Here is a 14849-nt window from a genome sequence, read left to right on the forward strand (position 1 = left end):
GTGCCAATGAGCCCCCCTGCTACCTCCCCTTCCTTTGACGAGATCAAAGGCTATCTCAATCAGATCGGCCATCATCTGTTCAGGACCGATACTTCGCTGCTGCCTGAACAAAAGCCCTCCACCGAACAGCTCTACCTGAAGCGCCTGAACGGCATCCTGAAGAACGACCGCGAGCAATTCCTGCGCAAAAGCCGTGCGCACTATCAAGCACTGGAACACAACGATCTGCGAAGCCAGGCAGGCCTGAGTCTGCTCGTAACCCTGAAGGCCGCGCTAAACGCACAATTGCTGGACATGGACCTGCGCGAGCAGATCGACGGCATGGGTCGCAAAGCCTTCATGACTTATGAAGCGGGATTCACCGCCATCGGCCATGAAGCCAGGATGGGTATTCAGGACCGTCTGTTACACCCTCAGACCGGCACGCTAATAGACAACCTTACGTTGGGACCTACGCTGCGTCCGGGCCTGTATGCCGTGAAATTCAGTTATCAGCAGAAGTCTGTTGAACTGGCCGGCGCCTTTGTCGCCACGGAAAAAAACAACCCCGTGGTCAAGGATCTGATGTCCACCGAAGAGGTTGGTCAGGTCTTGCTGTTCACGCCGTCACGGGGCATCGAATCCTTCGATTCCCTGGCAGAACTCAACGCTCATTTGTTGCGAAACATGGAGCACGCAGCAGGGAGCAACGAATTCAAGGCGATGCTGCCCACCCGCTATCACCCCTTGAGTACTGCGGGGATCTGGCCCCTGGAACTTTCGCCCATCGACGCCGAACCGTTGTTTGAACACACCTATGGCGCACTGATTGACAAACGCACACAGGATATCGAGCAAGCCTTGAGCCTCGCGGACAACCCGGCGCAAGACTCCGCCCGTTTGATCAGCGCCTTGGACCGTGCCATCGGCGCCGCACTGCCCGACCTTACCGCCCGCCTCGAACTGCGTGCCCAGGCCCTGTTCGAACGGTGCCTGCGCAATAGCGCTCCGGATTGGTATCGCAGCGCCAGCGAGGCTCGGCGGGCCACGCTGGCCGAACACCTGGGCCGCTACAACCAGGCCCGCCAGAGCTTGCTGGGTCTGCTCGGCCCTGCCGCGACCCCCGAAACCTTGGCTCGTTATCAATGGCTTGAACGGCTGAGCGATGAACTGGAAATTGATGACCTGAACCCGGAACACCTGCAAGTCAGTACCCGCCGCCATGTCGCCGGTTTTGGTTTCTACGGGCATCAGCAAAACCTGATTGACCTGGCCTTGCGGGGCCTGCACACCGGCGACGAATTGCCCGGCTCGGACTTCCTCACAAGAACTCTGCTCACTTACAACGGGACGCCCCTGGCCGAGTCGTACAAGGACCTGACATCCGCGTGGCTCGCGCAGCAGTTGCTCACCTTGCAACCCAGGGTCGATTTTGCCGAAGTGCAGCAACAAGCCCACGGCCGGGCTGAAGTCAGACTCACCATAGAACACATGCTCGATCAGCGCATCAACGCACTGGCCTGGACTGCCGTACTGCAAGGTCACCTGCGCGAAGATGACTTTGAATTGATCCAGCGTCTGCGGGCGGGCGCCGATACGCAGTTGAGCGCAGCAACACTCAGCGCCAACGCACTGTCGCTCCACGGCGCGCAACTCCTCGACATCTGGATACTGCGCCAGACTGACGCTCGCGGTACGGTCAAACGCGTATTGCTCTGCACGCCGCAAGCACCCGGCGATCAGCACTTTCAGGTCTTCGACAATGAGCTCGCGTGCCAGCAACACATCCTTGGCTGGACTCAGGACAATGGTCTCAAGGCCGTTCCCGGCAGCATGACCGACTACTTGATCAGCCGGGCCCCTCTGCGTTATCGCAACAGCATGAAGAATGTCCTGACCGGGCTGAGCCTCAAGCCTCATGCCCAGGACTATAAAGAGCTGACGTTGAACAATGCCGGCAGCCATAGTCAGTGCCTGCAAGCGATGGCAGAACATGTGCTGGCCACACGGGCTGATGACTATGAATTCAGCACGCCAAACTGGTATCGCTCGGCCTCCGCCCAGGTCCGCAGGAAACTCACGACACTGGCCGAAGACGCCGACGGCACACTGCGGACCTACACCGACCATCCCGCGTCTGAAAGCCGTTTTCCCGCCTTTGCCACCTACCTGCATGAACAGGCCAGGAAAAGCTTGAACGAACTGCTGGGCCGCACCCGCAACGATGTTGACCCGGACTCTGTATGGGCCTACTCGCCGCCCGCGCTGGTCGGCGTCTGGACACCGCCGCCGCTGACGTATACCCAGTTGTATCGCGACGGGTACGCTGACGGCGTGGGCATTCTCGATGAAAAATTCTCGCGCTCGGCACGCTTCAAAGGCCCGCCAGGTATCGATCTGAGCCCCCTGACTGCCGAAAAAGTCGCGCGCTCGGTCACTGGCGTCTGGATCGGCCAGCGCTATATCGACAAACTCAAGACCGAACAGCTCAATGCCGACAGTCCGAACTACTCCTTCAGGCGCAATGCGATCCTGGCCATCACCCAGCGGCAACTGCAAAGCGCCGCACTTGAGTGCCACCTGCAGGGGCATATTGCAGGGGTTGACCTGCAATGGCTTAAACAAAGCATCGCCAGCATGGGCGAAACCTCGGTGCAGGCGCGTAACAATTACGCCATCCATCGCCTGTTGATCGATGGCGAATGGGTTATCGACACTTGGCTGTTCAGCCACGGCAACAACCCCGTCCTGCTCTACACCCCACAGGCACCGGACGGCATCAGCTTTCGTGAAGCCCGGCTGTTCAATTACCTGCTAAAAAAACAACCCGGCATGATCGCTTACTTCACCGGCCGGGTCGGCGTCCAGTCCCAGGTCAGGGTCCAGGCTTTTCTGGAAGAAGCAAAAAGAGGGCTGCCTGAACAGCTTGATAAAACCAGCGTCAGCCCTGCGCGTTACGACTCGATCCGCTCAACAGCACCGGTGCTGGACCTGCGCCGGGCGCTGTATGACATGAAGATGCAACGCAAGATCGACAACGTTGCTGCAACCACCCTCAACCGCACACAAATGATTGCCGGCATTCTTTGGACTTGCGTGGAATGGGTGGCCGCCATTGCCACGGCCCCGTTCCCCATCCTGAGTCTGAGTACCGGCCTGTTGCTGGCTTTCAAGGACGCCATGCTCGCGCTGCATGCCTACAACCAGGGCGATACCTCGGCGGCGCTTGAGCACTTCATCGGTTATTTGTTTAACAGTGCCGGCGCATTGTTTACCGATCTGCGTCCGGCACTGCGCTCGCTCAAACCCGTCGGCAAATCATTGCGTCTGGCTGCGGCAAGCGCTGAAGAGAGCCAGGCCATGAAACTCATCAGTCAGTTGGAACCCGTTACGCTGGATTCGACGAACATGCGCCCGGTGTTCTTCGAAGGGCGACGCCTTTGGGCGCCAAAGACGCCGGATGCCATCGGCCGCTACTTGCTGTATCGCCTTCACCCGGTCAATGGCACGTGGGTCTCGACCGGTCGGCTGGTCACGCCGAATTCGGAAGGTATTCTGGTTCGCAGCGGAATGTCCGGAGGAGCACCCAAGTATGAATCCATGCCTGAAACACCCGGGCCACATAAAGACTACGGGATGCCACCGAAATATTGGGGCCGGCTTGAGTCTGTCCTGGATCCGCAACTGCGGGCCAGCCTGATGAGTAACAGCGAAAACCTCTTTAACAGTCCACACGTCATTTTGGAATCAGCTGCCGAGCAGCTGCAAAATTTGCGCGTTGTTTACCTGCAACAGGTCGAGCGCCTGAAAAAGGACGCACAGAGCTTTTTCGAAACCCTCGCTCCCCTGCCGGCCCGTGCTGACGTTCCGCCCGTGGAGGCCAGTGCTTCATTTGCACAACTGATTGCCAGCGACGCCCTTGGCGAAAACAAAAACCTGATCGTCGGCGCCGTACCGGGTTCCATCGCCAGCAAGCAGGCACTGATCACGAACATGGACACTCTGGTCGAACAAGGCTTTAAGCGCCTGTATGTGGAATACCTGCCGGGCGACGTGTTCAGACCAAAACTTGTAAAGCTCAACAACGGCCAATCGTGGCAACACATCGAGCAGCATTTGAAGGCTATCGACACATCTTTCGGCTTCGCCCCGGACGCTGAATACTCATACCTCGCGCTTGTGCGCCAGGCTCGGGAAAAGGGCGTGAAAGTCATGGCGCTCGACGCCTCGACTTCTTATCAACTGGACGATGCCCTGGTCATGGGCGAGACCCCGCCGACGACGACACGGGACAACCGCCTGAGAAACTTCTATTCCCACAAAGTGATTGAAGCCGATGCGGCAGACGCACCGGGCGAACGCTGGATTGCCCTGGTCGATCAGTCGCGCATGACCACGTTCAATCAGGCCCTCGGCCTGGATGAACTGCAAAAAGCCGTGGCACTGCGCATTGAAGATGTGGGCCCGAATCAGCCCGTGGGCGTCTGGACGGACACGCCGGGCGCGATACCCGGCGACGCGCTGGCCAGAGGCGACTACCGCATGACACTGCAAACGCCATACAAGGCGCCCGAACCCGCGGCACCGGTAGCCGTTGCGTCCACTTCCGATGTGCAGCATTTCAGCGACTTCGACATTGCTCCGTCGCTCAGAGACGATATTGTCCATCTGGCTGATGATCCACATGGCCTGGACACCCGCTATGCACCATTCAATCCGGCTCGCCATGAAGCGTTTCGCACATTCGTCGAGACACGCTCAAGCCTGAAGACCAAGGCCGAAAGCTTCTTTGCCGATTACGTGCCGCCTTCCAGGCCGACACTCCCGGCGATCACCTCCAGCACCACGCCGCAATCGTTCCTGAAACAGATTGGCGATAGCGACCTGGCGGGGCTGGTGATCGGTGAAGGTCACATTCATGAGTCGAGCAAGGCCCTGCTGAGAAAGCATATGAAACAAATCCAGGAGGCGGGTTTCAAGACACTCTACGTTGAACACCTGCTCACGGACCTGCATCAGGCCGAACTGGATATATTCCATCGCACCCAGCAACTTCCCCGCAAGCTCAAGGCCTATCTCAGAAGACAGGACCGAGGCCATATGCCTTTGTACAGCGGCCCCAATACTTATTCGGAAGTGGTCCAGGCCGCAGGCAAATATAGCATCCGCGTCCGGGCGCTTGACTGTACCGCCAGCTATCACCTGAAAGGGTTGCCGACACCGACAGACACGGCGCGAAATCAGATGTTCAGCTACTTTGCCGCCCAGGTCATTCAGGCCGATCAGGCGGCACAGGGCCCGCATAAATGGATAGCTTTCGTCGGCAGCAGGCATACCAACAACAACCTGGGGGTACCGGGGCTGGCGGAGATGCTGGGGGCGGTCAGTCTGCACGTCAGGGATACGGCCCCAACGTTATCCAGAGGCATTCATCTTGGCACTTGGGAAACGGATATCAGGAATCCTTCGTCGATAGCACTGCGCAGCGACTTCAAACTGGAAGTCGGTACTGCCGGGATGCCCGCACCTTCGCCTTTTGTTCCTATCGATAGATCAAGGTTGACCAGGCCCGGGTACTTCTTGATCGAACGCCCATCCGCTGCGGAGACGCTACTGGTGCACCGTTCTACCACCGGAGAAATTATCGCTACGCCGATTCAGGTGGACGACAGCGGGCTGTTCTTTATTGATCGCTGGGGCAAGAAGGAACAGCGGTTCAAGTACCTGCACACCCTGGTCGGCATGCTTGAAAGAGAGGTAAATTTGACCCCTGTCCCCTGAACAGAGCCGGCACTCATCAAGTGCCGGCGCGTAAATATCAGGCCCAACAAAAAACCCGCTGGCCGTGATGGCCCAGCGGGTTTTTTGTACAGCGGTCGGCGAATCAGAAATCCTCCAACCGCCACACTTCATAAGCCGGCGTCTCATAGGGATGGCTTTCTTTCAAAGCCACCACCACCGCCCGAATCAACTCGTCGCTGACCACCAGCTCAACCTTCCATTCCTCAACCTGCTCGACCTGCCCCGCTTCACCAATAAACGGCTGACTGCCATCCAAAGGTCGAAACTGACCCAGACCCAGCACCTGCCACGCGCAGTGGTCGTAAGCACCGATCCGCCCGCCACCGGCGGCGAATACGGCGTTTTTGACCTGCTCCACATGACTGGCCGGAACAAAAAAGCTGAGCTTATACACAGCCCTTAGTTCACCCAGACGCGCGCATTACGGAACATACGCATCCAAGGTGCGTCTTCGTTCCAGTCTTCCGAACGCCACGAGTTCTGCACGGCGCGGAACACGCGTTCCGGGTGCGGCATCATGATGGTTACGCGACCGTCACGGCTGGTCAAACCGGTGATCCCGCGCGGCGAGCCGTTCGGGTTGGCCGGGTATTTCTCGGTGACCTTGCCGTGGTTGTCGACGAAACGCATCGCTACGCAACCCGACAGATCGGCTTCCAGCAACGCTTCTTCGCTTTCGAACTCGGCATGACCTTCACCGTGAGCGATGGCGATTGGCATGCGCGAGCCGGCCATGCCTTGCAGGAAGATCGAGTTCGATTCCTGGACCTGAACCATCGCCACGCGGGCTTCGAACTGCTCGGAACGGTTACGCACGAAGTGCGGCCAGAACTCGCTGCCCGGGATGAGTTCGTGCAGGTTGGACATCATCTGGCAACCGTTGCACACGCCGAGGGTGAAGCTGTCGTTACGTTCGAAGAAACCCTGGAACGCATCGCGAGCACGGCTGTTGAACAGCGCGGACTTGGCCCAGCCTTCACCGGCACCCAGTACGTCGCCGTAAGAGAAACCGCCGCAAGCGACCATACCCTTGAAGTCGTTCAGGTCGACACGGCCGGCCAGAATGTCGCTCATGTGCACGTCAATCGCGTTGAAACCGGCGCGGTCGAACGCGGCAGCCATTTCCACCTGACCGTTGACGCCCTGCTCACGCAGTACGGCAACTTGTGGGCGGATGTTTTTCTTGATGTAAGGCGCAGCGACGTCCTGGTTGACGTCGTAGCTCAGCTTGACGCTCAGGCCAGGGTTGTCTTCTTCCAGCAGCACGTCGAACTCTTGCTCGGCGCAGTCGACGTTATCGCGCAGACGCTGGATCTGATAGCTGGTTTCAGCCCACTGACGTTGCAGCAGACGACGTTGACCTTCGAATACGGTTTCACCATTGAAGGTGATGTTGATCTGGCCGTTGTTCATCGGCTGACCGATCACCGACACGCAGTCGCCCAGACCGGCCGCGCTGAACTGCGCGAGGATGTCCGGGGTGGCGTCCTGGCGAACCTGGATCACAGCGCCCAATTCTTCGTTGAACAGGATCGCGGCGATGTCGGCGGAGGTTTCAGCCAGACCGTCGAGGTTCAGGCTCAGGCCACAGTGACCAGCGAAGGCCATTTCCACCACGCTGGTCAGCAGACCACCGTCGGAACGGTCGTGGTAAGCCAGCAGGTGACCGTCGGCGTTGAGGCCCTGGATCACCGCGAAGAAGGCTTTGAGGTCTTCGGCATCATCGACGTCCGGCGCTTGCGAGCCGAGCTTGCCGTGAACCTGGGCCAGGATCGAGGCGCCCATGCGGTTCTGGCCACGGCCCAGATCGATCAGGATCAGGTCGGTGGTGCCTTTATTCATGCGCAGTTCCGGCGTCAGGGTCTGACGGATGTCAGCCACTGGTGCGAAACCGGTCACGATCAAGGACATCGGCGAAGTAACGGTCTTGTCGACGCCTTCATCGTTCCAGCGTGTGGCCATGGACATGGAGTCCTTGCCTACCGGAATGGTGATACCCAGGTCCGGGCACAGCTCCATGCCGACCGCTTTCACGGTGTCGTACAGACGCGCGTCTTCACCCGGGTGACCGGCAGCCGACATCCAGTTCGCCGACAGTTTGATGTCGGAGATCTTGTTGATGCGCGAAGCGACGATGTTCGTCAGGGTTTCGCCGATGGCCATGCGGCCCGACGCCGGAGCGTCCAGCAGGGCCAGCGGAGTGCGCTCGCCCATGGCCATGGCTTCACCGGTGTAGACGTCGAAGCTGGTGGCGGTGACGGCAACGTCGGCCACCGGAACCTGCCACGGGCCAACCATTTGGTCACGGGCCACGAGGCCGGTGATGGTGCGGTCGCCGATGGTGATCAGGAAGCTTTTGCTGGCCACGGCCGGGTGATGCAGAACGCGTTCGACGCAGTCGGCAATTTCCAGGGTGCTTGGATCGAAGTCGTCGCCCAGTTCGTTTTCACGAACGGCCGAACGGTGCATGCGCGGGGCTTTGCCCAGCAGCACTTCGAGTGGCATGTCGACCGGATCGTTGCCGAAGTGGCTGTCGGTGACCGTCAGTTGCGGCTCGGCAGTGGCTTCGCCGACCACGGCAAACGGGCAACGCTCACGTTCGCAGATCGCCTGGAAGCGTTCGAAGTCGGCCGGGCCGACTGCCAGAACGTAGCGTTCCTGGGATTCGTTACTCCAGATTTCGTGCGGGGCCATGCCCGGCTCGTCGTTTGGAATGTTGCGCAGCTCGAAACGGCCACCACGGTCGCCGTCGTTGACCAGTTCCGGGAAGGCGTTGGACAGACCGCCCGCGCCAACATCGTGGATGAAGCTGATCGGGTTTTTGTCACCCAATTGCCAGCAACGGTCGATGACTTCCTGGCAGCGACGTTCCATTTCCGGGTTTTCGCGCTGTACCGAAGCGAAGTCCAGGTCGGCCGAGCTGGTGCCGGTGGCCATGGAGGAAGCTGCGCCGCCGCCCAGACCGATCAACATGGCCGGGCCGCCGAGGACGATCAGCTTGGAGCCAACGGTGATTTCGGCTTTCTGTACGTGTTCGGCACGGATGTTACCCATGCCGCCGGCCAGCATGATCGGCTTGTGGTAACCGCGAACTTCGTCGCCACGCGGGGTGGTGATCGACTGTTCGAAGGTACGGAAGTAACCGGTCAGGGCTGGACGGCCAAATTCGTTGTTGAACGCGGCGCCACCCAGTGGGCCTTCGATCATGATGTCCAGCGCAGTAACGATGCGCTCAGGCTTGCCGTACGGCACTTCCCACGGCTGTTCGAAGCCCGGGATTTGCAGGTTGGATACGGTGAAACCGGTCAGGCCAGCCTTTGGCTTGGCGCCACGACCGGTTGCGCCTTCGTCGCGAATCTCGCCGCCACTACCGGTGGCTGCACCCGGGAACGGGGCAATCGCAGTCGGGTGGTTGTGCGTCTCGACTTTCATCAGGATGTGCACCGGCTCCTGCACCGCGCCGTACTGGCGGGTTTCAGGGTCCGGGAAGAAACGGCCGGCGACGTTGCCGACGATGACCGAAGCGTTGTCCTTATAAGCCGACAGAACGCCTTCGCTGTGCATCACGTAGGTGTTCTTGATCATGCCGAACAGGCTTTTTTCCTGGCTCTGGCCGTCGATGTCCCAACTGGCGTTGAAGATCTTGTGACGGCAGTGCTCGGAGTTCGCCTGGGCGAACATCATCAATTCGATGTCGTGCGGGTTGCGCTTCAAACCGACGAAGGCATTGACCAGGTAGTCGATCTCGTCTTCGGCCAGGGCCAGGCCCAGCTCGGTGTTGGCTTTTTCCAGCGCGGCGCGGCCGCCACCCAACACGTCGATGGCGGTCAGGGGCTTGGGCTCGGCATGGCTGAACAGGCCGGCGGCCTGTTCGAGGTTGCCCAATACGATCTGGGTCATGCGGTCGTGCAGCACATCAGCAATCAGCTGGGCTTGCGCTTCGCTGAACTGGCCGGCCACGTAGAACGCGATGCCGCGCTCCAGGCGCTGGATTTTTGCCAGGCCGCAGTTGCGAGCGATGTCGCTGGCCTTGCTCGACCACGGCGAGATGGTGCCGAAACGCGGCAACACCAGGAACAGACGACCGGTCGGTTCTTGCACCGGGACACTTGGGCCGTACTTCAGAAGGCGCGCAAGCACCTGCTGTTCGTCGCCGGTCAGGACGCCGGTGACTTCGGCGAAGTGAGCGAATTCAGCATACAAGCCGCTGACAGCCGATACCTTCTGGCTCAGTTGCTCAAGGAGTTTGCTGTGGCGAAAGGCAGAAAGGGCAGGAGCGCCGCGCAGGATCAACATCTTCGGGACAGCCTCGGGAAGGGGTGTGCTTTGAGGCCGTGCATTCTAGCCTAAACCGCCCGCGACATCACTCGAAACGGTACGGGCGGTGTCACCCGGGCGTCGGGCGGGGTATTCAGGCCTCAAACAGCCCCTGTCCGGGGGTTATTTTTACTGTCATAAATTTCCGCTCGAGCCCATTCCTGCGGGCTCCAGACAGGTTTTTGGTTGCCTAGCAGACAAGCCCTTCGCTGTCGAGATATGGCGCTCGCGGTCCTTTGCGTATACTGCGCAGATGTTTTCCCCAACGGCTTTGCGTCCGCGGTACGCCAAATGGCTGATCGCAACCGGACTCTTCCTGATGCTCAGTGGCTGTGTTGATAAACCCAACACGCTTGAGCGCGTAAAGGAGGATGGCGTGCTGCGGGTGATCACCCGAAACAGCCCTGCCACCTACTTCCAGGATCGTAACGGCGAAACCGGCTTCGAATACGAGCTGGTGAAGCGCTTTGCCGAAGATCTGGGGGTCAAGCTCAAAATCGAAACCGCGGACAACCTCGACGACCTGTTCAATCAGGTGGGCAAGCCTAACGGCCCGGTGCTGGCTGCTGCCGGCCTGGTCAGCAGCGAGGAACGCAAAAAGCAGGTCCGGTTTTCCCACTCCTACCTGGAAGTCACCCCACAGGTCATCTACCGCAACGGCCAGTCACGGCCGACGGAGGCCCGCGATCTGGTCGGCAAGAAGATCATGGTGCTCAAGGGCAGCACCCACGCCGAGCAATTGGCCGAGCTGAAAAAGAAATACCCCGGCATTGAATACGAAGAGTCCGACGCGGTTGAAGTCGTCGATCTGTTGCGGATGGTGGATGAAGGTCAGATCGACCTGACCCTGGTCGATTCCAACGAAGTGGCGATGAACCAGGTCTACTTCCCCAACATCCAGGTCGCCTTCGACCTCGGCGATGCCAGTAACCAGAGCTGGGCCGTGGCCGCCGGCGAAGACAACAGCCTGCTCAACGAGATCAACGCCTACCTCGACAAGGTGCAGAAGAACGGCACCCTGCAACGCCTGAAAGACCGTTACTACGGCCACGTCGACGTCCTCGGCTACATGGGCGCCACCACCTTCGCCCAGCACTTGCAGCAGCGGCTGCCGAAATACGAACAGCACTTCAAGGCCTACGCCAAGAAAGAGAAAGTTGACTGGCGCCTGCTGGCGGCAATTGGTTATCAGGAATCGCTATGGCAAGCGGCAGTCACGTCCAAGACCGGCGTGCGCGGCCTGATGATGCTGACCCAGAACACCGCGCAAGCCATGGGCGTGTCCAATCGCCTCGACCCCAAGCAGAGCATCATGGGCGGCGCGAAGTACCTGGCCTACATGAAGGATCAGTTGGACGACTCGATCAAGGAACCGGATCGCACCTGGTTTGCGCTGGCGGCCTACAACGTCGGCAGTGGTCACCTGGATGACGCACGCAAGTTGACGGCCAAGGAAGGGCTCGACCCCAACAGGTGGCTGGACGTGAAGAAAATCCTGCCGCGCCTGTCCGAGAAGAAGTGGTACAGCAAAACCCGCTACGGCTACGCCCGGGGCGGCGAACCCGTGCACTTCGTGGCGAACATCCGTCGCTACTACGACATCCTGACGTGGGTCACGCAGCCGCAGCTTGAAGGCGATCAAGTGGCCGAAGGCAACCTGCATGTGCCGGGAATCGACAAGACCAAGCCAAGTCAGGAAAACCCGCCGCTTTAACAGTCACCACCAATCAAATAATGAAATGGCTCCCCCCGCCGCCCCCTGTGATCACCCACTAAGCTTTCACAGGGGGCTCATCGGAGACCGTTGCCATGAACAAAGTAGCTGTTGTCGCCATCGATCTGGGAAAACACACCTTTCATCTGCATGCACAAGATGATCGTGGTCATGAGCTTTACCGCAAAAAGTTTAATCGGGCGGCGCTCATCCAGCATCTGGCCAATCTCGACCCCTGCACCGTTGCGATGGAAGCTTGCGGCGGAGCCCACTTCATGGCGCAGGAAGTCTCAAGACTGGGGCATATACCCAAACTCATTGCTCCGCATCTCGTGCGTCCGTATGTGAAAAGCAACAAGAACGACTTCGCTGATGCCGAAGCGATCTGCGAGGCTGCAACTCGTCCAACAATGCGCTTTGTGCCGCCTAAGAATCAGGCTCAGCAGGCGCTGGCCATGCTCAACTCGACACGTGATTCGTTCATCAAAGAACGTACTGCTACCGTCAATCGGATTCACGCAGCCCTCCTGGAAGTCGGAATCAGCTTGGCCCCAGGCTTCAAGTCCATCAAAGATCTTCCAGCGCTGCTTGAAGCACATCCACTTCCCGATTCCATCAAAAAACTACTGACCAGGCTGCGTGAGCACTTCAATTACTTGCACGAGCAGGTCAAAGCTTTGGATAAGGAAGTGGAGTGCCAAGCCGCTGAAGATGATCTGGCTGTTCGCTTGATGACGATGCCGTGTGTCGGCCCGATCACCTCCAGCGTCCTGGCTGCCGAGTTGGGCGATGGCAAACAGTTCAAGTGCGGCCGAGGCTATTCGGCCTCGATCGGGCTAGTGCCCAAACAACACTCCACGGGCGGAAAAACCGTACTTTTAGGCATCAGCAAGCGGGGTGACCGAAACCAGAGACGTCTGCTGATCCAGTGTGCCCGCGTCTATCTGATGCAGTTGGATCGACAGAAAGGAGCGCTGGCGGACTGGGTCCGACGGCTATGGGACAACCATCACTCCAATCATGTGGTCTGCGCACTGGCCAACAAACTGGCGAGAATCGCCTGGGCGATTGCAGCACACCACACCGAATTCGATGCGGGGCCAGGCGCGATGAACGCCTGACCCCGCTGTCACCCGAGCACCACCCACCTGGTTTGCGATGCTGGATAACAGATGACGTGAACGGCCAACCGGCCTGACGAAAACCCTGAGCTCCCACACGGCTGAAAGGCCGTCCAAGTAATTAGGATCGCCGGGCATCGATTCTCATCAAGGCGCGAATGGACCAACCTCCACTCAGACGCCGGATAGATGAAAGCAAGCCAAACACATCATCAAAAACAGTATTGCAGAAAAGGGGGGAACCATAGATGTGGGAGCGAGCTTGCTCGCGATGGCGGCCTGCCAGTCAACATCTCTGCTGAATGTTAGGGCCTAATCGCGAGCAAGCTCGCTCCCACAGGGGTTATGCGTTGATGCTTAAGCTTTTGCAGCGGCGGCCAGGATCAGCGCTTTCATTTCAGACACGGCCGACTTGAACCCGACGAACAACGCATGTGCCACCAGCGCATGGCCGATGTTCAGTTCGTTGATGCCTTTGATCGCCGCTACCGCTTCGACGTTGTGATAGTGCAAGCCGTGACCGGCGTTGACGATCAACCCTTGAGTCAAACCAAACGCCACGCCATCCGCCACGCGCTTCAGCTCTTCAGCCACGTCAGTCGGCGTCTCGGCATCGGCGTAACGGCCGGTGTGCAACTCGATGGCCGGCGCACCGACACGACGGGATGCCTCGATCTGCCGCTCGTCAGCATCAATGAACAGCGACACTTCGCAACCGATCTTCGACAGGCGCTCCACGGCAGCCTTGATCCGCGCTTCCTGCCCAGCCACGTCCAGGCCACCCTCGGTGGTCAGCTCCTGACGGGTTTCCGGCACCAGGCAAATGTGCGCCGGGCGGATGCGCTCGGCGAACGCCATCATTTCTTCGGTGACGCCCATTTCGAAATTCATGCGGGTTTGCAGCACGTCCTTGAGCAACAGCACGTCGCGCTCCTGGATGTGCCGGCGGTCTTCGCGCAGGTGCACGGTGATGCCATCGGCGCCCGCCTCTTCCGCGTCCAGTGCTGCCTTGACCGGATCCGGGTAACGCGTGCCCCGGGCCTGACGCAGGGTGGCAACGTGGTCGATGTTCACGCCAAGAAGAATGCGATTGCTGGTGGTCACGGAAGCGCTCCTGAAGAGGGGAAAGTTCGGTGCACAGCATACGGGGTGATCAGGGCTTGCGAAACAACTCGCGACTAACGAGAGGACGACCGCCGAGATGCACGGCCAACGCTTGGCGCATCAAACGCTTGGCAGCAGACAACGCACCGGGCGCAGACCAGTCGGCTTCGGCCATGGCCAATAATTCAGTGCCGTTGAACAGCCCGGGTTGCAGCAGGTAGACCCGCTCCAGACCCGCATCCACCTGCAAACGGTAGAGCCCATCCGGCGCGATAGGCTCGCCGTGGATGTCAGTGTTCAGCGCAAAGCCGTACCCGAGATCGTCCAGCAGTCGCCATTCGAAGGAGCGCAGCAACGGCTCCAGCGGACGGCCTTCGGCCAAGGCGATCAGGGTCGCGGCGTAGTGATCGAACACCCCGGGATGGGGATCTTCTGACGGCAACAGGCGAATCAGCAGTTCGTTGAGGTAAAGACCGCTGAACAGCGCCTCACCGATGAGCCATGTCGAAGTACCCGCACTTTCCATGCGCCCGACATTCTTCAGCTCACCGCGCCCGCGAAACTCGACTTCCAGCGGCACGAATGGCCGCGCCAAGGTTCCAGCCTTGCCCCGCGCACTGCGCAACACCGCCCGCAGCCGACCTTGCGGCGTGAGGAAATCCACCAGCGCACTGCTTTCGCGGTAGGCGCGGGAGTGGAGCACGTAGGCGAGTTGGCCGATGGGTGGGGTTGGGGACATGGAAGTCAGGGTTCTCAATAGTGGAACGCGATCTTATGAACAACCAGAAACCAATGTGGGAGCGAGCTTGCTC

7 protein-coding genes are annotated in these 14849 nt (G+C 59.5%); 3 read left to right on the plus strand and 4 right to left on the minus strand.

Annotated features, from left to right (window positions below):
- The first annotated feature begins 6 nt into the window (after nt 1-6).
- The gene (locus tag AC1MEW_RS31990) at nt 7-5760 is read left to right on the plus strand and encodes a membrane-targeted effector domain-containing toxin (RefSeq protein ID WP_480424828.1); all 5754 of its coding nucleotides are present in this window, start codon (nt 7-9) and stop codon (nt 5758-5760) included.
- Between the two features lie 103 nt (nt 5761-5863).
- Here AC1MEW_RS31990 and AC1MEW_RS31995 read toward each other — a convergent pair whose 3' ends face one another.
- A complete protein-coding gene (locus tag AC1MEW_RS31995) occupies nt 5864-6175 on the minus strand; it encodes a YqfO family protein (protein ID WP_201200858.1) in 312 nt (103 codons plus the stop codon).
- 5 nt (nt 6176-6180) lie between these two features.
- Nucleotides 6181-10077, minus strand: a complete 3897-nt coding sequence (gene purL / locus AC1MEW_RS32000) for a phosphoribosylformylglycinamidine synthase (RefSeq protein WP_480424831.1) — start codon at nt 10075-10077, stop codon at nt 6181-6183.
- Between the two features lie 274 nt (nt 10078-10351).
- Between purL and mltF the strand changes: the two genes are divergently transcribed.
- Together mltF and AC1MEW_RS32010 are read left to right on the plus strand one after the other, a co-directional pair.
- The gene (gene mltF / locus AC1MEW_RS32005; protein ID WP_201200855.1) at nt 10352-11812 is read left to right on the plus strand and encodes a membrane-bound lytic murein transglycosylase MltF; all 1461 of its coding nucleotides are present in this window, start codon (nt 10352-10354) and stop codon (nt 11810-11812) included.
- Nucleotides 11813-11907: 95 nt separating this feature from the next.
- Nucleotides 11908-12933 (plus strand): IS110 family RNA-guided transposase, encoded by a 1026-nt coding sequence (locus AC1MEW_RS32010; protein WP_322267881.1) that lies wholly within the window; start codon nt 11908-11910, stop codon nt 12931-12933.
- Nucleotides 12934-13290: 357 nt separating this feature from the next.
- Here the strand turns inward: AC1MEW_RS32010 and pdxJ are convergent, their stop codons facing one another.
- Together pdxJ and recO are read right to left on the minus strand one after the other, a co-directional pair.
- Complete coding sequence (pdxJ, locus tag AC1MEW_RS32015; RefSeq protein WP_201200854.1) at nt 13291-14037, minus strand: pyridoxine 5'-phosphate synthase; 747 nt, start codon at nt 14035-14037, stop codon at nt 13291-13293.
- A 49-nt stretch (nt 14038-14086) separates the two neighbouring features.
- Complete coding sequence (recO, locus tag AC1MEW_RS32020) at nt 14087-14776, minus strand: DNA repair protein RecO (protein WP_322270600.1); 690 nt, start codon at nt 14774-14776, stop codon at nt 14087-14089.
- Nucleotides 14777-14849: the final 73 nt, after the last annotated feature.

The organism is Pseudomonas sp. ASL4 (genome assembly GCF_056680395.1).